Origin of the sequence: Streptomyces sp. NBC_00239 (assembly GCF_036194065.1) — a bacterium.
Lineage (GTDB): Bacteria > Actinomycetota > Actinomycetes > Streptomycetales > Streptomycetaceae > Streptomyces.
The window spans coordinates 4,262,483-4,285,449 of the sequence record NZ_CP108095.1 but is presented as its reverse complement, the minus strand read 5'-3'; the positions used below and the strand labels follow the sequence as shown (position 1 = coordinate 4,285,449).

The window sequence follows — 22,967 nt, the reverse complement described above, 5'->3', positions numbered from 1 at the left end:
GAGCGCGAGCCGCATTCCTATGATGGGCGCACGACATCACGGACCCTCCGGCCAGGAGGGTCCGCGGATGTGCGGCAGCGCGACGGTGGTGGAGGGGTCGATGACTCAGGGGGCCGGTCAGGGACCCGTGGTGCGGACGGAGACGCTGCGGGACTTCCGCGTCCCCGGAACCGCTCCCGTTCCGTACGCGGAACCCGTGTCGTACGGGCAACCCGTCCCGTACGAGGAACCGGCGCCGTACCCGGAGCCGGCCCCCTACGCGAAGCCGGTTCCGTACGCGGAGACCGCGGAATCCGCGCCGTACCCGGAGCCCGCCCCGTACGAGGAAGAGGCCGAGGGCTACGACGGCTACACCCCGACGCAGCGCGACCTGCCCGTCATAGGGGCGCGGGCCGGGGACACCGTCCAGGTCACCTACGTGCCCGAAGAGCGGCCCGGCTCCGGCCTCGGCCCGCTCTACGTCGTCGGCGACGTCCACGGCTACCTCGACGAGCTCGTCACCGAACTGCACGCGCAGGGCCTCATCGACGCCGACGGCAACTGGTCCGCGGGCAACGCCCGGCTCTGGTTCCTCGGCGACTTCACCGACCGCGGCCCCGACGGCATCGGCGTCATCGACCTCGTCATGCGGCTGTCCGCCGAGGCCGCCGCCTCCGGCGGCTACTGCAAGGCCCTCATGGGCAACCACGAGCTGCTGCTGATCGGCGCCAAGCGCTTCGGCGACACTCCCGTCGCGTCCGGCGCCGGCACCGCCACCTTCCAGGCCGCCTGGCTCCTCAACGGCGGCCAGCGCACCGACATGGAACGCCTCCAGGACGTCCACCTCCAGTGGATGTCCCGCCTGGACGCGGCCGTGCTGGAGGACGGGCACCTGCTCCTGCACTCCGACACCACCGCCTACCTCGACTACGGCAGCTCCATCGAAGACGTCAACGACAAGATCCACGAGCTGCTCAACCTCAACGACGCCGACGAAACCTGGGACCTGTTCCGGAAGTTCACCCGCCGCTTCGCCTTCCGCGACGAGGAGTCCGGTCCGGCGGCGGTCCGCGAACTGCTCGACACATACGGCGGGCAGCGCGTGGTCCACGGCCACAGCCCCATCCCGTACCTGCTCGGCGAGGTCGGCACCGAGGACTCGGACGGCGAAGGCGGCCCGGTGGTCGAAGGCCCGCACGTGTACGCCGACGGCCTGGCCATCGCCATGGACGGCGGGGTCACGATGGCCGGAAAACTCCTCGTCGTGCAACTGCCGCTGAGCGACTGAGCGTTCACCGTCCGGGGTATTTCAGGAAAGCCCCTGTCACCGTATGGCGTGGGCGCTCTACCATCGCTTTATCCGTAGCAGGCTCTCCTCCGTTTCCGCCGTTTGTCCGGAACTACGCGGGCATACCGGCCCGACGGAGTATCGGGGGATGCACATGACCAGCGCTCCGCACCTGCTGAACGAGGACCGGCCGGAGTTCGGACGCCTTCTCGACGAGGCATTGCGCACCGCGCACGAGCGACCGGAACTGTCCGCGGTCGGCGAGCGGCTCAACACCGAACAACTGCGCACCATGGCAATGAATGCCAGCGCTCTGCTCACCACCGCGGCAGCCGCCGAGTACGAGCATTATGTGAAAGTACGAGAAGAACTGCGCGACGAGGTCGCGTCGACTCCCGTGGGCGGGGAACCCGACGGCCCGGCAGGCGCGGGCGCCGGAGCGAGCGCCGTCGTGGCGGTCCTCGCGCCGGTCCTGGCCGGCACCGCCATGGTGATCTTCCTCCTGGTGGGCTACTGCCTGAAGATGCTCGACCCGGAGCCCGCCTTCGCGAACACCATGCTCACCGTCGGCTGGCTCTTCGGCGCGCTGACCGCCGCGGCCATCCTGTGCGCCGCGATCGGCCTCCTCGTGACCGCCGTGCGCAACAGCTCCACCGAGGTCGTGGCCGACGCGCAGGAAGCCGTACCCGACGAGGTCTCGCGGGCCCGCGAGGCCTGGCGGCACGCCCTGCTGGAACGCGGCATCATGCCGTTCCTCCAGGACGCGCTGGCCGACCCGAGCGCGGATCCCGCGGCGCGCACCCCGCACCGGCCGCGCGGCCGGATCCCCCACCTGGGCTACGACCGGCCGGACTTCACCAGCCCGGGCACGTCCGGGACCTCCACCCGGCCGGGGTACAGCGGCCCCGACTTCACCAGCCCGGACTTCGGCGGGCCCGGCGCCCGGCCGGCCCGGACCGAGGGGGACGGGGACTGACGGGGGCGGGGACTGAGGGGACCGGGACCGGAGCCTGCCGAGCCGGACGGCCCCCGCCTTCCCGTGGCCGGGTCAGAAGATGCCGGCCCGGCGGGCGTCGCGGATCCACGACGGGAACTCGGAGAGCAGCCGGTCGTAGAGGTCCGGATCGGGGACCGTGGCGATGTCGTCCACCGCGAAGAAGCCCACATTGTCCACCCGCCGCCCGGGCATCGTGTCGAAGCGTTCCAGCACGCCGTAGTTGGCCCGGCCGAGACCGACGAACTGCCAGAAGACCGGCTCCTCCACCGCCTCGCGCAGCTCCCGCTCGATCTCCGCGTTGCGGTAGACGCCACCGTCGGAGAAGAACAGCACCAGGGTCGGATCGGCGGCCGGATGCGCGCGGACGAACTCGCGCACCTGCCGGATGACCTTCTGCTCCTCGTTCTGGATGCCTACGGTCCGCATGTCCACCTGTCCCGGCTGGAGGCCACGGGGAGGTTTGCGCCGCCCGAATACGGTGAACTCGCCGATCCGCACGTGCAGCCGGAGCCACTCCGGGAGTTCGCCCAGCCGCAGGTCCGGCAGCCGGGCCGGGTTCGAGGCGAAGGTCCACGCCTGCATCTCGCCGTCGTCGTCCAGTTGCGCGGCCACCGCGGCCATCCGCTCGACCACGTCGGACACGACGCCCTTCGCGTACAGCGAGGCCATGGATCCGGAGGCGTCCAGGATGAGCACCACCCGGGCCCGGACCCCGCTCGCCCCGTGCTTGCTCAGGCTCACCGCGACCTGCTCCTTGCGCAGGGACAGGCGCTTGCGCATCTCGACCGGAAGCCGCTCCTCCCCCTTCGTGAGCCGCGGCCGCGCCGGTTCGGGGGCCGGCGCCGGTACGGGTACGGGCGCCCGGACCGGTACGGGCGCCGGGGCGGGCGGGCGTACGGGTGCGGGCGGAGCCGTACGGACCGGCGCGGGCGGGCGTACGGGCGGCCGGGACGTACGTGCCGGTGCGGGCGGGGCCGTACGGACGGGCGGAGCGGGCGGCGGGGGCGGCGCGGGCGGGGGAGCCGGGGCGGCGGGCGGCGGGTCGTCGACCGTGATGCCGAAATCCGTGGCCAGTCCGGCGAGTCCGGCCGCGTACCCCTGCCCGACCGCCCGGAACTTCCACTGCCCGGCCCGCCGGTACAGCTCCCCGCCGATGATCGCCGTCTCCGTGCCGGCCGCCATCGCGAACAGCGCCAGCTCGGCTCCCGTCGCCGCGTCGAGCAGCCGCAGGGTCAGCCCCGGCACCTGCCCGAAGGTGCCGCCGTCGGCCGACGCGCAGAGCAGGACCCGTTCGACGGCGGGCTCCAGGCGGGCCAGGGCCACCTCGACGGTGTCGGTCCAGACCCCCGGCCCCCGCCGCTTGCCCAGGTGCCGCACCGCGCCCGACGCGTGCTCGGGCTGGTTGTAGAAGACGAAGTCGCCGTCGTCGCGCACCCGCCCGGCGGCGGTGAGCAGCAGCGCCGACGCGTCCGAGTCGGGTACCCCCGGCCGGTCCGCCCAGCTCAGCTCGGCGCGCACGACGGGAGCGGCGACGGGCAGGTTGGCCCCTTTGGACATGGCAGTCGCAGTCACGTCCTCAGTCTGCCGAGCCGACTCCCCGCCCGGCCAGGGTCCGTGGGCATCGGCCGGAAACAGGCGCTGCCCGGAACCAATGGTTCCGGGCAGCGCCTCCCCCGCCCTCGGGTCCCCCCCCCTCGGGCTGCCTCAGGTCCCCCCTCGGGCCTTCGGCGCGGATCTGTGGAGCCGCGGATCCACGGATCCGCCGCGCCACAGGTAGTCGGTTCGACCGTTTGTCAGTCGGCCAGCGGCAGGTACACGCGGTTGCCCGCGGCCGCGAACTCGGCGGACTTCTCCGCCATGCCGGCCTGGATCTCGTCGGCCTTCAGGTCGCCGCCGTGCTCACGGCGGATGTCCTGCGAGATCTTCATCGAGCAGAACTTCGGGCCGCACATGGAGCAGAAGTGCGCGGTCTTGGCCGGCTCGGCGGGCAGCGTCTCGTCGTGGAACTCACGGGCCGTGTCCGGGTCGAGGGCCAGGTTGAACTGGTCCTCCCAGCGGAATTCGAAGCGCGCGTCGGACAGCGCGTCGTCCCACTCCTGCGCGCCCGGGTGGCCCTTGGCCAGGTCCGCCGCGTGGGCCGCGATCTTGTACGTGATGACACCGGTCTTCACGTCGTCGCGGTTGGGCAGGCCCAGGTGCTCCTTGGGCGTCACGTAGCAGAGCATCGCCGTGCCCCACCAGGCGATCATCGCGGCGCCGATGCCCGAGGTGATGTGGTCGTACGCGGGCGCGACGTCGGTGGTCAGCGGTCCGAGCGTGTAGAACGGCGCCTCTTCGCAGATCTCCTGCTGGAGGTCGATGTTCTCCTTGATCTTGTGCATCGGGACGTGCCCGGGGCCTTCGATCATGGTCTGGACGTTGTGCCGCTTGGCGATCGTGTTCAGCTCGCCCAGGGTCTTCAGCTCGGCGAACTGCGCGGCGTCGTTGGCGTCCGCGATCGAGCCGGGGCGCAGGCCGTCGCCCAGCGAGTAGGTGACGTCGTACGCCGCGAGGATCTCGCAGAGCTCCTCGAAGTTCGTGTAGAGGAAGTTCTCCTTGTGGTGCGCGAGGCACCACGCGGCCATGATCGAGCCGCCGCGGGAGACGATGCCGGTCTTGCGGCGCGCGGTCAGCGGGACGTACGGGAGCAGCACGCCGGCGTGGACCGTCATGTAGTCGACGCCCTGCTCGGCCTGCTCGATGACCGTGTCCTTGTAGATCTCCCAGGTCAGGTCCTCGGCGCGGCCGTCGACCTTCTCCAGCGCCTGGTACAGCGGCACGGTGCCGATCGGGACGGGGGAGTTGCGCAGCACCCACTCGCGGGTGGTGTGGATGTTGCGGCCGGTGGAGAGGTCCATGACCGTGTCGGCGCCCCACTTGGTCGCCCAGGTCATCTTGTCCACCTCCTCCTCGATGGAGGAGGTGACCGCGGAGTTGCCGATGTTGGCGTTGACCTTCACCAGGAACTTCTTGCCGATGATCATCGGCTCGATCTCCGGGTGGTTCACGTTCGCCGGGAGCACCGCGCGACCTGCGGCGATCTCCTCGCGGACGACCTCGGGGGAGACGTTCTCGCGGATCGCGACGTACTCCATCTCCGGGGTGATCTCGCCGCGGCGGGCGTACGCGAGCTGGGTGACGGCCTGGCCGTCGCGGCCGCGGCGGGGCTGGCGGGGGCGGCCGGGGAAGACCGCGTCGAGGTTCTTGAGGCCACCGCGCGGCGAGGTGTGCTTGATGCCGTCGTCCTCGGGACGCACGGGCCGGCCCGCGTACTCCTCGGTGTCGCCGCGGCCGATGATCCAGTTCTCCCGCAGCGGGGCGAGGCCGCGCCGTACGTCGGTGTCGATCTGCGGGTCGGTGTACGGGCCGGAGGTGTCGTACAGCGTGACGTCCTGGCCGTTGGTGAGGTGCACCTGGCGGACCGGCACCTGGATGTCGGGGCGGGAGCCCGTGACGTACCCCTTGTGCCAGCCCGGCTTGCGCTCGTCCCCGCCGTCGCTGTTCTGGCTGACGGCAGGCGTGCGTGCGTCCTGAATGGTCATGAGACCTATCTCCCTACGCCGGCATTACCCGGTAACAGGTTCGGCGGTCGACGCAGCCTCTTCCCGTACCCGTCTCTCGACGCGCGTACGGTGATCAGCGCCCTCTCAGCCCGGTGCTCCGAGCTCCCGCGTTGTGCAAAGGTGCCCCCACGCTAGCGTCATCTGTGGCGTGCTGAACAGTGGGCCCCCTCATCTCTTGCGATGATCAGGCAGTGACGACCTCGCCGCAGCCCCCCACAGAACCCTCCGGTCACAGCCATGGGCACGGCGGAGAGCCGGGCCACGGACACGGCCGCGACCCGGGCCACGGGCACGGGGGCGACTCCGGCCACGGGCACGGTGGCGGCCACGGGCACGGCAGCGAGCCGGGGCACGGTCACGGGCACTCACACGGCCACGGCCCGGCCGCGCCCGTCTCCAAGCACCTGCGCAAGGTGATCGCCGCGGTGCTGATCCCGTTCGCGACCGCCGTCGTCGTCGGACTGGTGGTGCTGTGGCCGGGCGGCGCGCCGGGCCACGAGCGCACCGGTATCGGCTTCGACCGGCAGACCCAGCAGGGCCGGGTGGCGCGGCTGGACATGGTCGACTGCAAGAGCGTCAACGCGGCCCAGACGCCTCCGCCCGCCGACCCGTCCAGCCCCGAGGGGGGCAAGACGAACCCCTCGCAGCAGGACCTGTGCGGGAAGGCGACCGTCGAGGTCACCTCCGGCCGGGACCGCGGCCGCACCTTCGTGGAGATCGTCCAGCCGGGCGCACCGCGGCAGTTGAAGCAGGGTCAGGAAGTCGTCCTCGCGTACGCGCCGGACGCGCCCCGGGACCTCCAGTACTCCGTCATCGATCTCAACCGCAAACTTCCGATGGCCGTGCTGGCCGGGATCTTCGCGCTGGCGGTCGTCGCGGTCGGCCGGCTGCGGGGGCTGTTCGCGCTGATCGCGCTGGTGGTGAGCTTCGGGGTCCTGACGCTGTTCATCCTGCCGGCGATCCTGCAGGGCTCGAACCCGCTGGTGGTGGCGGTGGTCGGGGCCAGCGCCATCATGCTGATCGGCCTGTACATGTGTCACGGGTTGTCGGCGCGTACGTCGGTCGCGGTGCTGGGCACCCTGGTGTCGCTGCTGCTGATCGGGGTGCTCGGATCGCTGTTCATCGACTGGGCGTTCCTGAGCGGGAACACGGACGACAACACCGGGTTGATCCACGGGCTGTACCCGGGGATCGACATGAGCGGCCTGCTGCTTGCAGGTGTGATCATCGGATCGCTGGGTGTGCTCGACGATGTGACGGTCACCCAGACGTCGGCGGTGTGGGAACTCCACCAGGCGGACCCGTCGATGGGGCCGCGGGCGGTGTACCGCGCGGCCATCAGGATCGGCCGGGATCACATCGCGTCGGTGGTGAACACCCTGGTCCTGGCGTACGCGGGCGCGGCGCTCCCGCTGTTGCTGCTGTTCTCGATCGCACAGAGCAGCATGGGCTCGGTGGCCACCAGCGAGCTGGTCGCCGTGGAGATCGTACGGACCCTGGTGGGGTCGATCGGCCTGGTGGCGTCGGTTCCGGTGACGACGGCGCTGGCCGCGCTGGTGGTCTCCGCCGACCGGCCGGGGTCCCCGGGAGCCGGGCCGGCCGGACCGGTCCGCGGCGGCCGGGGACGGCGCCGCAAGCACTGACTCGTCTGGGTCGGGTCCTGTGGTGGGGTGGTCGGGGTCCGCGGGTGCGCCGGGTCCGGGGGGTGGTCCGCGGGCCGGGGTCGGGCCGGGGTCAGCCCGCGTTCTGCTCGTTCTGCCTGGTCTCGGCCAGGATCTTGTCGAGTGCGTCGTCGAGATGCTGCTCGAAGTCGCCGAGGTTGCGCTCCTGGCCGAGCGGCACGAGCCGGTCGGTCCGGTCGAGGAACGCCACCAGTGGAGCCGCACTGGCACGGAACAGGGCCCGGTCGCTGCCGACCTGGAGCCGGATGTGGACGTCGGACAGCTCCTCCGGATCGGTGGGGGCGATGTGCACATCACCGTCACCGCACGGCTTGTTGATGCCGTCGAGAAGGAGTTCCCGGCCGAACGCCCAGGTCACGGGCATGTCGCCGGGGAGGTGGAAGGTCAAGCGGATTGCGTAGGGGTCACGAGCGTCGTACCGGAGTTCCACCGGGATCCGGAACGAGAGCTCCTCAGAGACGAGGAAGCTCATCATGACCTCTGCCTGTACCGACTCGCGCATTGCCTACCCCGCTGTAAGTGGAAGTGGCCAGGAATGATCCCCCAGGGCCCTCTTGACAAGAGTGGTGGAAGCGGCAAGAGATCACAAGGAGTGAGTTTTCAGATACTGATAGAGAACGAGAGGGTACTCAACAGCGCGCCTACTTCACTCCGTAGCCGATCAACCACACAGAGCAATCGGTCCTGCTGGTGCAGAGGGAGAGAAATCGCCATGGTCGCGGCGGCGTCGCCGGCCGTGATCGGGATGGCCGCGCAGACCGTTCCGAGGGCGTACTCCTGGCGCTCGACCACCGGCTGCATCCGCTCCAGGGCGGCGATGCGGTCCTCCAGGGACCGAACATCGCGCACGGAGTACGGGGTGACGGCCTGGAGGGGGTGGCGGGCGTAGTGGTCGCGCCGGGTCTTCTCGTCGAGCTGGCCGAGCAGGCACTGGCCGACGGCGTGCGCGTGACCGGTCTCGCGGAAGTCGGCCCACTCCTCGACGGCGGGGTCGCCGGGGGTGTCGGACACCCCGACCACCTCGATCTCGCCCTCCCGGTAGACGGCGAAGTAGACGGGGGCGCCGATGACGTCACGGAAGTGCGCGAGCGAGTCGAGGATCATGCTGCGACGTTTCTGCTGGAGTCCGCCGCCCGCCAGCCGCTCGGCGGCGTCACCGAGGACGAACACTCCGCCCTCCCGGCGCAGGTAGCCCTCGTGGGTCAGGGTGCGCAGCAGGTGGTAAGCGGTGGGGAGCGGGAGCCCGGCCTCGCGCGCGAGCTGCTTCGCCGGAGCCCCGTCGCCATGAGACCCGACCGCTTCGAGCAGCCTCAGCGCCCTCTGCACCGAACCGATCAGGGTCGGAACAGCGGCGTTGTGAACCGATGGCAAAGCTCACCCCCAGGCGTGGCGGCGGGCCATTGGGGTGACCCACCCGCGGGGGCCGCCCCCGCAGCTGCCGCGTTCCCTGGGGGTCGATGCGCCGCGGTGCCGATATGACCGCAGGTCAGAGCAGTGCGATCGGCTGCGGCACCCAGGAAACGACACAGATTGCCACTCTATCCGCCGATTCCTGGCATGAGGGGGGTTTAGGCCCCATCGATCCCCCGGCCGGGTTAATCGGCGTAACGGGGGACCGACCGTTACCCAAGGCTCCTACCAGTCGCTTCGCCCGGCCTTCGGCTTCGCTCCGCCAAACGCCTTCACGAGGAAGACCAGCCCGCCGACGAGAGCCGCGAACAGCAGCACATTGAAGGCGAAACCGATCAGCGAAGAGAGGATCGAGCCGATCACTCCGCCGAACACGAAAAGGGCAATCAGCGGAATGGCGACCCACTTTACCCAACCGGGCATACCGGCCAAAGTCTCTCGGAACCCGTCCATGTGCTCTACCTCTTCCGCTCTTCCCGCTCTTCGCGGACCGTGCCGCGCTGGCTCCTACTGCTTCGATGCTAGGAGCGCGGGAGGCCGTACGGGCGGCCCCGATCCCTTGGAGTCCCCTGATCCGACCCCTAAGGGAAACGGGCCGACAACGGCGGTGGACCCTCAGGGACGGACCGGGTCCGAGCAGGTCAGGAGCCCTCCGGCGGCGAGAAGACCACCAGCACCTTCAGGTCCTCGGAGATGTGGTGGAACCGGTGCGGCACCCCCGCCGGCACGTACACCACGCTGCCGCGCGCGACCGTCGTCGTCTCCTCCCCGACCGTGATCGAGGCCCGCCCGCTGACGACGAAATACACCTCGTCCTCGCGGTGCGGCTGCTGCGGATCACTCCGCCCGGCATCCAGCGCGTACAGGCCGACGGACATGTTGCGTTCCCTGAGGAACTGGAGATACGCGCCGTCGTTCGCGGCCCGCTCCGCCTCCAGTTCGTCCAGTCGGAATGCCTTCATCGCTGGTGTGCCCCTTGCGTTCACTCGTGTTCCGGGTTCCGTGTTTCCGCTGCGCTGCCGATGTCACACGCGGATCCTCTCTGCCACGATCAGACACATGACGAATTTCGTAGTCAAGACGGTCGCCAATGCGGCGGCCCTTGCCGTGGCGATCTGGCTGCTCGCGGGACTCACCCTCGACGACGGCAGCAGCCTCGGCAGGAGGACCCTCACCCTCATCCTGGTCGCGCTGATCTTCGGCCTGGTCAACTTCCTCGTCAAGCCGATCGTGAAGTTGCTCTCGCTGCCGCTGTTCATCCTCACCCTCGGCCTGTTCACGCTCGTCGTGAACGCCCTGATGCTGATGCTGACCTCCTGGCTGGCCGAGCAGTTCGACCTCAGCTTCCACGTGGACGGCTTCTGGTGGGCGGTCCTCGGCGGCCTGATCATCAGCATCGTCTCCTGGGCCCTGAACCTCGTCCTGCCGGACAACAGGTGAGCGACCGCCCTGCCCACCGCGGCCGCTTCGACGGCTTCGTCAGCTTCGTCGGCGTACCGGGGGAGGACCCGCGATGAACGATCCCGCACCGTCCTACGGAGACGGCACCCGCGCCGTACGCGCCGGCCTGCCCGAACCCGTCAAGAACGAACCCACTCTGCCCGGCCCGGTGTTCGCCGCGCACTTCCACCTGCCCGGCGACGTCGAAGGCCCGTACACCTACGGCCGCGACACCAACCCGACCTGGACCCTGCTGGAACGGGCCATCGGCGAGCTGGAGGCCCCCGGCCTGGACGGCGCCGAAACCGTCGTCTTCGCCTCCGGCATGGCCGCCGTCAGCGCCGTCCTCCTCGCCCACGCCCGCACCGGCGACACGGTCGTCCTCCCCGACGACGGCTACCAGGCCCTGCCGCTCGTGCGCACCCAACTGGAGGAGTACGGCGTCGAGGTCCGCACCGCGCCCACCGCCGGCGAGGCCCAGCTGGCCCACCTCGACGGGGCACGGCTGCTGTGGATCGAGAGCCCCTCCAACCCCGGGCTCGACGTCTGCGACATCCGCGCCCTGGCCGAGGCCGCGCACCGGGCCGGAGCCCTGGTCGCCGTGGACAACACCCTCGCCACCCCCCTCGGCCAGCGCCCGCTGGAACTCGGCGCGGACTTCTCCGTGGCCAGCGGCACCAAGGGACTCACCGGACACGGCGACCTGCTCCTCGGATACGTCGTGTGCCGGACCCCGGAACTCGCCGCGCGCGTCCGGAACTGGCGCAAGATCGTCGGGGCCATCCCCGGCCCGATGGAAGCCTGGCTCGCCCACCGCTCGCTGGCCACCCTCCACCTGCGCGCACAGCGCCAATGCGGCAACGCCCTCGCCGTCGCCCAGGCCCTGGCCGGCCGCACCGACGTGACCGGCCTGCGCCACCCGGGCCTCCCCACGGACCCCGCGCACAAGACGGCCACCCGCCAGATGGCCTCGTACGGCAGCGTGGTGTCCTTCACGCTCCCCGACCGCGCCCACGCCGAGCGCTTTCTCGCCGCGCTGCGGCTCGTCGAGGACGCCACGAGCTTCGGAAGCGTACGGTCCACCGCCGAGCGGCGCGGCCGGTGGGGCGGGGACGCCGTACCGGAAGGCTTCATCCGCTTCTCCGCCGGCGCCGAGGACACCGAAGACCTGGTCACGGACGTGCTACGCGCCCTCGACCTCGCCGCAAGCCCGCCTGCGTAGACGCCCTACGCACAACGGACGGTCCGAGCCTCCCCCCTCATGGCTCGGACCGTCCCGGGTTCCACGCGCGAAGAACCACACAGACAAGGCTAGTTGACTCTGCGTCAGAGTCCAATCACGCTAACGACAGAGACCTATCGACATATTTATAGTGGGGACCCGGACGAGACCTGCCGAGGGGGCAGCCGTGGACCTGGCCCTGCTGCGCACCTTCGTCGCCGTACACCGCGCGGGCTCCTTCACCCGCGCCGCAGCCCTCCTCGGACTCTCCCAGCCCGCGGTCACCTCGCAGATCCGCACCCTGGAACGCCGACTGGGCCGCCCGCTGTTCGTCCGGCGCGCCCGCGGCGTCACACCGACCGCCGTCGGCGACGAACTCGCCCACAAGGCCGCACCCCACCTCGACGCCCTCCTGGAGATCACCGAGACCGAGTGGGACCCGGACGCCGGCTTACGCACCCTCCACCTGGCCGGACCGCCCGAATTCCTCACCCTGCGCGTCCTGCCCGCCCTGACCCCGCTGATCGCCCGCGGACAGATGCTGCGCACCGCACTGCCCGGCGACGCGCAGGACGCGCTGGCGGGCCTGGCCGCCGGACACCACGACCTGGTCGTCACGACGGCCCGGCCGCGCGGCGGCCTGTTCTCCACGGAGGTGCTGTGCGACGAGGAACACGTCCTGGTCGCGGCGCCCAACTGGGCGTCCCTCGTCGACCGGGCGGCGCTGCGGGACACCGGGCCGGACGCCCTGGCCGGCGTCCCGGTGGTCGAGGTCCACGAATCGCTGCCCCTGGTGTCCCGGTACTGGGCCGAGGTCTTCGACACGCCGCCGGTGGTCACCGCCTCGGCCGTCGTGCCCGACCTGCGAGCGGTCCTGGAGTACACGGCGGCGGGCGGCGGACTCGCCGTACTCCCCCGGTACCTGTGCGAGGAGGCCCTGCGGACGGGCCGGGTGGTGGCGCTGCTGGACCCGCCGGTCCCGCCGCTGCGCTCGTACTTCCTGGCCGCGCGGGCCGGCACGCTGGCCCATCCCCACCTGGCACCGGCCCACGCTCTGCTGCTGCGGGCGGCCGCCCACTGGTGAGCCGGCCGGACGACCGGCCGCCCACACGGATGCGCCCGGAGAGTTTCAGAACCCCTGTACTGGGCCACTCTTCTCCCATGACCGAACGTCCTGTGGTCAAGCGCACCGCCCGCGCCATCCTGCTCGACGGTGAAGACCTCATCCTCATCAAACGGACCAAGCCCGGCGTCGACCCGTACTGGCTCACCCCCGGCGGGGGAGTCGAACCGGAAGACGCCACCGTCGTCGACGCCCTGCACCGCGAGGTGCACGAGGAACTCGGCGCGAAGATCACCGATGTCGTGCCCTGCTTCGTCGACACCGTCGAGCACATCGCCGAAGGCGGCGTGACCGGCGTGAAGGTGCAGCACTTCTTCGTCTGCCGCCTCGAATCCATGGACACCGCACTGCGGCACGGCCCCGAAGTGGACCAGCCCGAAGGCGAATACGAGATCGTCCGGGTGCCCTTCAGCCGGGTCGGCATCGCCGCCGTGCACCTCGTCCCGCTCTCCCTGCGCCACTACCTCGACGGCAACATCGAAGGCGTCCGCGCGATGCACGCGCCCGACCTGGGCTGACCTCGCGGCCTGCGCCCCGCCGGACCCCCGGGCCCGGCGGGACCCGGCACGCGGGCCCCGCGCCCTCAGCTCGCGGCGCCCACCAGCTCCTCCACCGCGTCGTGCCGGATCCGCTCCCCCGGGATGCCGATCCGTTTCAGCGCGTCCACCCCGCTGCGGATCAGCCCGGGCGGACCCGAGATGTACGCGTCGTACGAATTCCACGGCCCGTGCTCCCCCACGGCCTGCGGCAGCTGCCCGGTGAGGCCCTCGGAGACCACCGGGCGCACCGACAGCCAGGAATGCGACTTCTGCAGGCCCAGCAGGGTGTCGATGTCGTACAGGTCGACATCGGTGCGCGCCCCGTAGAACACCTCCACCGGCCGCCGCTCCCCGTGCTCCGCGACGTCCTCGATGAGCGCCTTGATCGGCGCGATGCCGGTACCGCCGCCGAGGCACAGCATCCCGTTCTCCGTGCTGTGGTCCACCACCATCGAGCCGGCCGGCGGACCCAGCCGCAGCACGTCACCGGGCCGGGCGTGCCGGACCAGGGCATTGGACACCCAGCCCGCCGGAACGGCCTTGACGTGGAAGGACAACAACCCGTCGGCGCGGGGCGCGGAGGCGAAGGAGTAGTGCCGCCACACCCGCGGCCACCACGGCGTCTCCAGGCTCGTGTACTGGCCGGCCAGGAACGGGTACGGCTGGTCGGGGCGGACGGTGATCACCGCGATGTCCGGGGTGCGCAGGTCGTGCGAGACCACCTCCGCCTGCCACCAGGCGGGCGCGACCTGCTCGTGCTCCGCGGCCGCGTCGATCATGATCTGCGAGATCGCCGTGTACGCCCGGACCCACGCGGCCTCGGCCTCCGGCCCCCAGGTCTGCGTGGCGTAACGGGACAGCGACCCGATCAGGGCCTCGCCGACCGCGGGGTAGTGCTCGGGGCGGGTGCCGTACTTGCGGTGCCCGCTGCCCAGCCTGCGCAGGTACGGCGCCAGCACCTGCGGGTTGTCGATGTGCTCGGCGGCGGTCAGCAGCGCCTTCAGGAGGCGGTCCCGCTGGACGTCCATCGCCGCCGGGAACATCTGCCGCAGGTCGGGATGCCCGGTGAACAGGAGCGCGTAGAAGTACGAGGTGACCTTGTCGGCGATGGGCGCGACCTCGGTCAGCGTCCGACGCACCAGCAGCGCGTCGGGAGAGGGCTCGGAGGCGCTCTGCGGTGGTGCGGTGGGCCCGCCGTCCAGACGCCCCGGAGCTCCGGGCGCTACCGGTGCGCCGGCGGGCGCGGCCACGGGCCGCGCGCCGGGCGGTGCCGGCTGCTGAGCCGTACCCGCCGCCTCCCGCGGTGCGGCGGACCTGCCTGCTGCGGGACCCACCGGACGTATCTGTGCCAGACGTCTGGGCGGCTTGGTAGGCGGAGCGTCCATGCGGTGCCTCGCTTCGAGCATCTCGGTCGGTCGGCGCCCGCCACGGCCTCGAATCCGTGGTTCCGGGTTTTCGCAGCATGGCACCCGGCAGCGAGAGATGTGTCGAATAGCGAGAATTCAGCGTTTCATGGCCGAGATTCCCGTTAGGATCCCCCGCCGTTCACGCCCGCCCGTTCACGCCCGCTGCCGCGCCAGCCCGAAGGCCTCCCGCAGATCCCGGCCCTCGTAGACATGCGTCGCCGTGGCGGCCAGGCTCGGCCGGGCATTGACGGCGACCGAGACGGGAACGGCCTCGAAGAGCACCGCATCCGTCATCGAGTCCCCGTACGCCACACAGTCCTGCAGGCTCACACCGAACCGGGTGCACAGCCGGCGCGCCACCTCGGCCTTGCCCGCCGGAGTGAGGATGCCCGCCACATCGACGGGCCGGGTGAAGGGCACCGGAGGGAAGACAGAACCGTGAGCGGAATGGGCACCCCAGTCCAGGAGCCGCTCCACGAAGAACGAAGGGGACAGCGAGATCACCGCACAGTAGTCCCCGCGCTCGCGGATCTCCTGCCAGACCTCACGGATCCCCGACAGCCAGGGGGCGCCGTCGAAAGCCGCCCGGACATGCGCCTCGGTCAGCCCGGCCCACAGCTCGCGCAGCCCCAGGGCGAACTCCGGAGGGCCGATCCTGCGCGCACTGAACTGCCGCTCCAACTCGGCGATCTCCGCGTCCAGGCCGAGCTGCCGGGAGATCTCCACCGGAGCAGCCGACCCGTACATCAACGTGCCGTCGAGATCGAAGAGGTGCAGTGCCGTCATGGCACAAGAGGCTAGTGGGCATGTTTCACGTGAAACATCGGCTTCGGTGAAATCCCGGCCCACCCCACCGAACAGCACGGTGTTTCACGTGAAACATCAGGCTGTTTCACGTGAAACACGACCCGGGAAACCGAAATCTGCTGGACGCCCCCTCGGCCCTTGATCCAGTCTGGACCGGTGCCCACACCTCACCTCGCCACCCTGGCCATCCGCCCCCTGACCCTGCAGGACCTCTCCGGCTGCGCCGACCTCTCCGAGGACCGCGGCTGGCCACGCGAGGAACACAAATGGGGGCTACTGCTCAGCGCGGGCACCGGCTACGGCATCGACGCCCCCGACGGGCAAGGCCTCGCCGCCTCGTGCGTGGTCACCTCCTACGGCGACTCGACCAGCAGCCCGGCCCTCACCGCCATCGGCATGGTCCTCGTCGCCGAACGCTATGCCCGCCAGGGACTCGGCCGCCGCCTCATGACACAGCTCTGCGCGGAACTCGCCCCGACCCCCCTCACCCTCCACGCCACCCCCAACGGCCGCCCGCTCTACGAAGAACTCGGCTTCAAGGCCACCGGCCGGGCCGAAATGCTCGTGGGCCACTTCACTCCGTCCGCCCCCACCCCCGCGGACCCGATCACCGGGACGGTACGACCCGCCACCGCCGCGGACCTCCAAGCCATCCTGCGCCTGGACCGCGACGTCTTCGGTGAAGACCGCACCCACATGATCACGCGGCTGCCCTCGTTCGCAGACCGGCTCTTGGTCGCCGAAGACGAAGACGGCACCCTCACCGGCTACGCCGCAGCCTGGCCCAACATGAACACCCACGTGGTCGGCCCCCTCATCGCCCAGGACACCGCCACCGCCCAGGCCCTGGTGGCCGCACTCGCCGACACCACCGACCGGCCCCTACGCACCGACATCGACATCCGGCACGCCGGCCTCATCGACTGGCTCAAGGCCCACGGCCTGCAGTCCGTCGCCTTCAACGCCGTCATGACCCACGGCATCCCGGCCCTGCCCGGCGACTGGACCCGACGCTTCGCCCCGCTGACCGTCGCCGCGGGCTGACACCCCACCCGCACGGCGGGCCGCAGAACACACCACCATCACCGCCACCCCTGTCAGCGGTCCGACCTACCATCCGGGCATGAGCAGCCACCCCCGGATCAGCACGGCCGACCGCCGCAACCGGCTCGGCATCCGCCACCGCCTGGCTCCCTCCGCCCACGCCGCCACGGCGGCCGAAGCAGCGGATGCCGTGGTCGCCCTGCACGCCACCGACGCGGCCACCGTCTTCCTGTCCGTCCGGGCCCGCACCGGCGCCGACCCGGCCGCCATCGAGGACGAGTTCTACGCACAGCGGACCCTGGTCCGGCTCCTCAGCATGCGCAACACCCTCTTCGCCGTCTCCACCCGCCTCGCCCCGTACGTCGACTCCTCCACCGCCCGCGCCATCGCGGCCAAGGAACGCCGGACCCTGCTCAAGCACCTCGACGAAGACGGCCAAGGCCTCGACGCGCACTGGCTCGCCCAAGCAGAGGAAGCCACCCTCACCGCCCTCGACACCCACGGCCCCGCCACCGGCAGCCAGCTCTCCGCCGCCGTGCCGCTCCTCCAGAAAAAGATCACCATCGGCCGCGGCAAGAAATACGAAACCACCACCGGCGTAGCCACCCGCGTGATCCGTCTCCTCGCCGCCGACGGCCGGATCCGCCGCGACCGACCCCGCGGCAGCTGGACCTCCAGCCAATTCCGCTGGACCCACACCGAGCCCTGGCCCGCCCTCCCGCCCGCCGACGCCCGCACGGAAATCGCCCGGCGCTGGCTCCACGCCTACGGCCCCGCCACCGAAGCCGACCTCAAGTGGTGGACCGGCTGGACCCTCACCGACGCACGCAAAGCCCTCGCCGCCGCCGGCACCGAAAACGTACTCCTCGACGACGGCACCACCGCCCTCGTCACCCCCGGCGACACCGAACCCACCCCGGCACCCGAACCCTGGGCAGCCCTGCTCCCCGGCCTCGACCCCAGCGCCATGGGCTGGGCCGACCGCAGCTTCCACCTCGACCCCGCCCACCGGCCCGCACTCTTCGACTACGCCGGCAACATCGGCCCCACCATCTGGTGGAACGGCGAAATCATCGGCGGCTGGGCACAGCGCCCCGACGGGAGCATCGTCCGGCGACTGCTCACCGACCCCGGCCGGGAAGCCACCGCCGCGATCCACACCGAATCGGAACGCCTCGCCACCTGGCTGGGGGACACCCTCGTCACCCCGCGCTTCCGCACCCCGCTCGAACGCGAACTCGTCGCGTGACACCCCGGCCGGCCCAGTCCCCTCACTGATCCAGGCCGCGCCACCCCTGAGGATCCACCCCACCCGGGACACCCGCCTCCGGGTCGTACGGCTCACGCGTGAACACGAACGACCCCAGATCCAGGTGCTCCACCGAACCGTCCGCCCGCCGCACCACCCTCAGACACTCACCCGCGTGGTAGCCGGTCAGCCCGATCCACGTCCCGTCCGGACCCGACCGGAACCGCGCACCGCGCCCCACCGGCCCCACCGGCCCCAACGACAGCTCCCCACCCGGCAGCAGACGCAGCACGTTCGGCGAAGTCCCCCAGTACCAAATCCCCGTGATCGCCACCACCGCCGGATCCGCCTCCGCCACCGGAAGCGGCCGCCACGGCTCCGGAATCCGCGGCTCGGCCTCCGCGACGATCCGCACCAGATCGACCGCAACCCCCGAAGCAGGCAGCCCCGACGTGCAATTGGCCAGCACCACCGCCGCCAGATCGTCCGCCTCGCTCACCCACAGACCCGCCACGAAACCCGGCAGCGAACCACTGTGCCCGAACATCACCCGGCCGCCCTCGTCCAGGACCTGCAGCCCCAGCCCGTACCCGGCCTGCGGCGACCCCGCCTCCGCCGGCACCGCAGGCGTCCGCATCTCCCGCACGCTCCGCGCACTCAGAACCCGGTCGTCACCCCGCGCCAGGAACACCGCGAAGCGGGCAAGATCCGCCGTCGTGGACCACAACTGACCGGCCGGCGCCATCAGCCCCAGATCCTCCAGCGGCTCCGGCATCAACACATCCGCCCACGGATGCACCGCCCAACCACCCGCATGCGGGGCCTGCGGATGCGCACTCGTCCGGTCCAGCCCCAGCGGCTCCAGCACCTCGGTCCGCAGCACCTCCTCCCACGGCCGCCCCCGCACCGCCTCGACCAGCGAACCCAGCAGCGTGTAACCGGGATTGGAGTAGTGGTGCCGACGCCCCGGCTCATGCCGGAACGGCTCCTCGCCCAGCACTTCCGCCAACCCCGGCCGCAACGCACTCGACGACCGCTCCCACCACTCACCCGGCGTCTCCGCCGCCAGCCCGGCACTGTGGCACAGCAACTGAGCGATGGTCACCTCACCCGCCGTCGTACCCGGCAGGTGCTTCTCCAACGGATCCGACAGGCTCAGCAGCCCCTCGTCCCGCAACCGCAGCACCAGCACCGCCGTGAACGTCTTCGTGATGGAACCCACCCGGTACTGCACCCCGCCGTCCGGGCCATGCCCCTCCACCGACGTACGCGACCCCTCCCACACCGTCCGCCCACCCCGCACGACAGCGGCGACGACCGACGGGGCACGCCCCTCCGACTGGGCGACGGCAAGCCGGTGCAGCAGGGCCCGGCGCGTGGCCGGCAGAAGCTCTTCAGGCACATAAGTCATGCCCGCAGCTTCGCACTTCCCCCTGCCCGGATCATCCGACTTCTCCCGCGTCGTTCACCAGCAACGCGATCTGCACCCGGTTGTTCAACCCCAGCTTCGCCAGGATCCGCGACACATTCGTCTTCACCGTCGGCACACTCATGAACAGCTCCGCGGCGATCTCCGCATTCGACTTCCCCGCACCCACCGCCACCGCCACCTCCCGCTCCCGGTCCGCCAGCACCGCCAGCCGAGCCCGCGCCTCAGCCGCCCGCGACCGCCCACCACCCGACACCTGCGCCATCAACTGCCGCGTCACCGCCGGCGACAGCACCGGCTCCCCGGCCGCCACCTTCCGCACCGCCGCCACGATCTCCGGCGGCGGCGTGTGCTTCAACACGAACCCCGCCGCCCCCGCACGCATCGCCCGCACCACATGCTCGTCCGTGTTGAACGTGGTCAGCACGATCACCTCGGGCGCCCCCGGCCGCCCCCGCAGCGCCTCGGTCGCCGCCAGCCCGTCCACCGTCGGCATCCGGATGTCCATCAGCACCACATCCGGCGCGTGCAGCGCCACCAGCGGCTCCACCTCGCTCCCGTCCGAAGCCTCCGCCACCACCTCGATGTCCGGCGCACCCCCCAGCATCAGCCGCAGCCCGGAACGGACCAGCGGATCGTCATCGACCAGCAGAACCCTGATGTCAGCACTCACGCCGACCACGGTAGCCACGCGTACAACCGGAAGTCCCCACCCCACCCGCCGTGTTCAAGCCGCCCACCCGCCAGCTCCACCCGCTCCGCCAGCCCGTTCAGCCCCTGCCCCGCCCCCGGAATCCCCACCGCACCGCCCACACCCGGACCTCCCGCACCCGACCCGCGCACCGGCACCGCATTGCGCAGCTCCAGCTCCAGACCCCGCCCCGGCAGCCCGCCCACCGTCACCGTGACCTCGGCATCCGGCGCATGCTTGCGCACGTTCGTCAGCCCCTCCTGCACCACCCGGTAGGCCGTCCGGCCCACCACCGCCGACACCCCCGCCAGATCTCCCTCCGGCAGCACCAGCACCACCCGCAGCCCCGCCTCCCGCGACTCCCCGACAAGCCGCTCCAGATCACCCACCGTCGGCTGCGGCCGGTCCCCGTCCTCGCCACCCGGCGACCGCAGCACACCGATGATCTCCCGCAGGTCCTCCAACGCCTGGTGCGCACTGTCGCGGATCACCGCGGCCGCCCGCCGCACCTCCTCCGGCGAGGCTCCCCGGTTGTACTCCAGCGCCCCGGCATGGACGCTCAGCAACGACAGCCGGTGGGCCAGCACGTCGTGCATCTCCCGCGCCACGTCCTCCCGCGCCTGCCGCCGCGCCGCCTCCTCGGCCTGCTCCGCCCGCCGCCGCAGTTCGGCCACCAGCTGCCGCCTCGACCGTACGTACAGCCCCCAGCCGAACGACGCGGCGACCAGGGCGAAGTACACGATCGCCGACCAGGTGCGCGGCAGATCCGGATCGGGGCGGCCCCACAGGAACACCACGAGCGGCGCGAGCGCGAGCCCGCCGACCCACCGGCTCACCCGCAGCGGACGCAGACACGCCACGGTGAACAGCGCCACCATGATCGGCCCCGTCGCGAAATGCGACCACGTGCCCACCACCGGCAGCGCCAGTGCCAGCGGAACCGGCCACCGCCGCCGCAGGAACAGCGACGCACACGCCAGCGCCCCGACCAGCTGGTCGTAGAACAGCTGCGTCTCCGACAGGTCCGTCCCCACCAGCACCTCCTCGGAGCTGGCCACCGAGAACGCGGCCGCGAAGAGGAAGAAGCCGATGTCGGCGAAACGATCACGAACGGTCCGGCTGGTCATGCCCGCAATCTACGGTCCGCCACCGCCGCGGGACGGCCCGCGCAGGGCCGTCGATACTTCCGGACGACACGGGGCGGCCACCGCGCTACTTCGGTCGCCGCCACCACTACCCGCGGCCGATACCGGGGACCGCGGGCCCGCTCCTACCGTCGAGGCATGAAGAGCATCCTGGGTTTCCTCAGCTTCGTACTGATCGCCGGCGGGATCAGCGGCCTGATCCGCGAGTGGCTGCACGGCTTCGCCCTGTTCGGCTTCCTCCGCCACCTCAGCCCGGACGGCTACGAGGTCTACGCGAACCTCGTCTTCATCGTGCTCGGCACCGCCCTGGCGCTCGTCAACCGCTCCCTGCCCCGCCAGACCCCGTCCTGACCCACCGGAAGCCCGTCCTGGCCGGCGGCTACGTGTTGGCCATGTCCACGAAGCGCGAGTAGTGGCCCTGGAACGCGACGGTGATCGTCGCAGTCGGGCCGTTACGGTGCTTGGCGACGATCAGGTCGGCTTCGCCGGCCCGCGGGGACTCCTTCTCGTAGGCGTCCTCGCGGTGCAGCAGGATCACCATGTCGGCGTCCTGCTCGATGGAGCCCGACTCACGCAGGTCGGACACCATCGGCTTCTTGTCCGTGCGCTGCTCGGGGCCACGGTTCAGCTGCGAGAGCGCGATCACCGGGACCTCCAGCTCCTTGGCGAGGAGCTTGAGGTTTCGCGACATGTCCGAGACTTCCTGCTGGCGGCTCTCGGGCCGCCGGGAGCCGCCGGACTGCATCAGCTGCAGGTAGTCGATGACGACGAGCTGGAGGTCGGCGCGCTGCTTGAGCCGACGGCACTTGGCGCGGATCTCCATCATCGACAGGTTGGGCGAGTCGTCGATGTAGAGCGGCGCCGCGGACACGTCGGGCATGCGGCGTGCCAGCCGGGTCCAGTCCTCGTCGGTCATCGTGCCGGAGCGCATGTGGTGCAGGGCGACCCGGGCCTCCGCCGACAGCAGGCGCATCGCGATCTCGTTGCGCCCCATTTCGAGGGAGAAGATCACGCTCGGCAGATTGCTCTTGATGGAGCAGGCACGGGCGAAGTCGAGGGCGAGGGTGGACTTGCCCATGGCGGGTCGGGCGGCGATGACGATCATCTGGCCGGGGTGCAGGCCGTTGGTCAGCGAGTCGAGGTCGGTGAAGCCGGTCGGTACGCCGGACATCTGTCCGCTGCGGGATCCGATGGCCTCGATCTCGTCGAGTGCGCCTTCCATGATGTCGCCGAGCGGCAGGTAGTCCTCGGAGGTCCGCTGCTCGGTGACGGCGTAGATCTCGGCCTGGGCGCTGTTGACGATCTCGTCGACGTCTCCGTCGGCGGCATAACCCATCTGCGTGATCTTCGTACCGGCGGTGACGAGCCGGCGCAGGACGGCCCGCTCGTGGACGATCTCCGCGTAGTACTCGGCGTTGGCCGCGGTCGGCACGGACTGCACGAGGGTGTGCAGGTAGGCGGCGCCGCCGACCTTGGCGATCTCGCCGCGGCGGGTGAGTTCGGCGCCGACGGTGATGGGGTCGGCGGGCTCGCCCTTGGCGTAGAGGTCGAGGATCGCCTGGTAGATCGTCTCGTGGGAGGGGCGGTAGAAGTCGTGGCCCTTGATCACTTCGACGACGTCGGCGATGGCGTCCTTGGACAGGAGCATGCCGCCGAGGACGGACTGTTCGGCGTCGAGGTCCTGGGGCGGGACGCGTTCGAAGCCGCCTCCGCCGCCTTCCCAGGTGCTGTGGCCGTCGCTTTGGCCTTGGTCGTCGCCGCGTCGGCCGCCGCCGTCGTTCCGGCGGGACCGGGAGACGGGCAGACGGTCGCCTGGACCGGCGTCGGCCCAGGGGTCGTCCATGGGCTCGGAGATGCTCACCGGGCCGCCTCCTCCCGTCCGCTGCGCGGACCTCGCCGTGTCACTCTTTCTAC

22 protein-coding genes are annotated in these 22,967 nt (G+C 71.0%); 10 read left to right on the top strand and 12 right to left on the bottom strand.

The window, feature by feature from the left end; genetic code table 11:
• The first annotated feature begins 100 nt into the window (after positions 1 to 100).
• Both OG764_RS18910 and OG764_RS18905 read left to right on the top strand, forming a co-directional pair.
• On the top strand, positions 101 to 1,267 hold the full coding sequence (locus OG764_RS18910) for a metallophosphoesterase (protein ID WP_328969604.1): 1,167 nt from the start codon (positions 101 to 103) through the stop codon (positions 1,265 to 1,267).
• A 148-nt stretch (positions 1,268 to 1,415) separates the two neighbouring features.
• The gene (locus OG764_RS18905) at positions 1,416 to 2,243 is read left to right on the top strand and encodes a hypothetical protein (RefSeq protein ID WP_328969603.1); all 828 of its coding nucleotides are present in this window, start codon (positions 1,416 to 1,418) and stop codon (positions 2,241 to 2,243) included.
• A gap of 72 nt (positions 2,244 to 2,315) precedes the next feature.
• Here OG764_RS18905 and OG764_RS18900 read toward each other — a convergent pair whose 3' ends face one another.
• Entirely contained in the window at positions 2,316 to 3,821 is a 1,506-nt protein-coding gene (locus tag OG764_RS18900; RefSeq protein ID WP_328973064.1) for a VWA domain-containing protein, read from the bottom strand.
• Positions 3,822 to 4,057: 236 nt separating this feature from the next.
• Complete coding sequence (gene thiC, locus OG764_RS18895) at positions 4,058 to 5,845, bottom strand: phosphomethylpyrimidine synthase ThiC (RefSeq protein WP_328969602.1); 1,788 nt, start codon at positions 5,843 to 5,845, stop codon at positions 4,058 to 4,060.
• Positions 5,846 to 6,057: 212 nt separating this feature from the next.
• Here thiC and OG764_RS18890 point away from each other — a divergent pair, with 212 nt between their 5' ends.
• Entirely contained in the window at positions 6,058 to 7,509 is a 1,452-nt protein-coding gene (locus OG764_RS18890; protein WP_328969601.1) for a YibE/F family protein, read from the top strand.
• A gap of 91 nt (positions 7,510 to 7,600) precedes the next feature.
• On the opposite strand, the gene OG764_RS18885 is transcribed toward OG764_RS18890, so the two are convergent.
• The 4 genes from OG764_RS18885 to OG764_RS18870 form a co-directional block, all read right to left on the bottom strand.
• Positions 7,601 to 8,050, bottom strand: a complete 450-nt coding sequence (locus OG764_RS18885) for an SsgA family sporulation/cell division regulator (protein ID WP_328969600.1) — start codon at positions 8,048 to 8,050, stop codon at positions 7,601 to 7,603.
• A 98-nt stretch (positions 8,051 to 8,148) separates the two neighbouring features.
• The gene (locus OG764_RS18880) at positions 8,149 to 8,874 is read right to left on the bottom strand and encodes an IclR family transcriptional regulator (protein ID WP_328969599.1); all 726 of its coding nucleotides are present in this window, start codon (positions 8,872 to 8,874) and stop codon (positions 8,149 to 8,151) included.
• A gap of 309 nt (positions 8,875 to 9,183) precedes the next feature.
• Complete coding sequence (locus tag OG764_RS18875) at positions 9,184 to 9,411, bottom strand: DUF5326 family protein (protein ID WP_328969598.1); 228 nt, start codon at positions 9,409 to 9,411, stop codon at positions 9,184 to 9,186.
• A 188-nt stretch (positions 9,412 to 9,599) separates the two neighbouring features.
• Entirely contained in the window at positions 9,600 to 9,920 is a 321-nt protein-coding gene (locus tag OG764_RS18870; RefSeq protein WP_328969597.1) for a cupin domain-containing protein, read from the bottom strand.
• A gap of 97 nt (positions 9,921 to 10,017) precedes the next feature.
• On the opposite strand from OG764_RS18870, the gene OG764_RS18865 reads away from it, so the two are divergent.
• The 4 genes from OG764_RS18865 (at position 10,018) to OG764_RS18850 (ending at position 13,261) form a co-directional block, all read left to right on the top strand.
• On the top strand, positions 10,018 to 10,398 hold the full coding sequence (locus OG764_RS18865; protein WP_328969596.1) for a phage holin family protein: 381 nt from the start codon (positions 10,018 to 10,020) through the stop codon (positions 10,396 to 10,398).
• Between the two features lie 73 nt (positions 10,399 to 10,471).
• Positions 10,472 to 11,620 carry a cystathionine gamma-lyase gene (locus OG764_RS18860; protein ID WP_328969595.1) on the top strand — a complete coding sequence of 383 codons (1,149 nt, stop codon included), beginning with the start codon at positions 10,472 to 10,474 and terminating at the stop codon, positions 11,618 to 11,620.
• A gap of 187 nt (positions 11,621 to 11,807) precedes the next feature.
• A complete protein-coding gene (locus OG764_RS18855) occupies positions 11,808 to 12,704 on the top strand; it encodes a LysR family transcriptional regulator (RefSeq protein WP_328969594.1) in 897 nt (298 codons plus the stop codon).
• A 77-nt stretch (positions 12,705 to 12,781) separates the two neighbouring features.
• Positions 12,782 to 13,261, top strand: coding sequence for an NUDIX hydrolase (locus OG764_RS18850; protein ID WP_328969593.1), 480 nt, complete (start codon positions 12,782 to 12,784; stop codon positions 13,259 to 13,261).
• Between the two features lie 65 nt (positions 13,262 to 13,326).
• On the opposite strand, the gene OG764_RS18845 is transcribed toward OG764_RS18850, so the two are convergent.
• Positions 13,327 to 14,688, bottom strand: a complete 1,362-nt coding sequence (locus OG764_RS18845) for a globin domain-containing protein (protein WP_328969592.1) — start codon at positions 14,686 to 14,688, stop codon at positions 13,327 to 13,329.
• Positions 14,689 to 14,841: 153 nt separating this feature from the next.
• Complete coding sequence (locus tag OG764_RS18840) at positions 14,842 to 15,474, bottom strand: HAD family hydrolase (protein WP_328969591.1); 633 nt, start codon at positions 15,472 to 15,474, stop codon at positions 14,842 to 14,844.
• A 177-nt stretch (positions 15,475 to 15,651) separates the two neighbouring features.
• Between OG764_RS18840 and OG764_RS18835 the strand changes: the two genes are divergently transcribed.
• Together OG764_RS18835 and OG764_RS18830 are read left to right on the top strand one after the other, a co-directional pair.
• On the top strand, positions 15,652 to 16,539 hold the full coding sequence (locus OG764_RS18835; RefSeq protein ID WP_328969590.1) for a GNAT family N-acetyltransferase: 888 nt from the start codon (positions 15,652 to 15,654) through the stop codon (positions 16,537 to 16,539).
• A gap of 79 nt (positions 16,540 to 16,618) precedes the next feature.
• The gene (locus OG764_RS18830; protein ID WP_328969589.1) at positions 16,619 to 17,788 is read left to right on the top strand and encodes a winged helix DNA-binding domain-containing protein; all 1,170 of its coding nucleotides are present in this window, start codon (positions 16,619 to 16,621) and stop codon (positions 17,786 to 17,788) included.
• Positions 17,789 to 17,810: 22 nt separating this feature from the next.
• On the opposite strand, the gene OG764_RS18825 is transcribed toward OG764_RS18830, so the two are convergent.
• The 3 genes from OG764_RS18825 to OG764_RS18815 are packed head-to-tail and all read right to left on the bottom strand — an operon-like array spanning position 17,811 to position 21,035.
• Positions 17,811 to 19,199: a serine hydrolase domain-containing protein gene (locus OG764_RS18825; protein WP_328969588.1), complete on the bottom strand. Its 1,389-nt coding sequence runs from the start codon at positions 19,197 to 19,199 to the stop codon at positions 17,811 to 17,813.
• 31 nt (positions 19,200 to 19,230) lie between these two features.
• Positions 19,231 to 19,890, bottom strand: a complete 660-nt coding sequence (locus OG764_RS18820; RefSeq protein ID WP_443055978.1) for a response regulator transcription factor — start codon at positions 19,888 to 19,890, stop codon at positions 19,231 to 19,233.
• Positions 19,887 to 21,035: a sensor histidine kinase gene (locus OG764_RS18815; RefSeq protein WP_328969587.1), complete on the bottom strand. Its 1,149-nt coding sequence runs from the start codon at positions 21,033 to 21,035 to the stop codon at positions 19,887 to 19,889. The genes OG764_RS18820 and OG764_RS18815 overlap by 4 nt, the downstream gene beginning before the upstream one ends.
• 156 nt (positions 21,036 to 21,191) lie before the next feature.
• Here OG764_RS18815 and OG764_RS18810 point away from each other — a divergent pair, with 156 nt between their 5' ends.
• Positions 21,192 to 21,404, top strand: a complete 213-nt coding sequence (locus OG764_RS18810) for a hypothetical protein (RefSeq protein ID WP_328969586.1) — start codon at positions 21,192 to 21,194, stop codon at positions 21,402 to 21,404.
• 28 nt (positions 21,405 to 21,432) lie between these two features.
• Here OG764_RS18810 and dnaB read toward each other — a convergent pair whose 3' ends face one another.
• On the bottom strand, positions 21,433 to 22,914 hold the full coding sequence (gene dnaB / locus OG764_RS18805) for a replicative DNA helicase (protein ID WP_328969585.1): 1,482 nt from the start codon (positions 22,912 to 22,914) through the stop codon (positions 21,433 to 21,435).
• Positions 22,915 to 22,967: the final 53 nt, after the last annotated feature.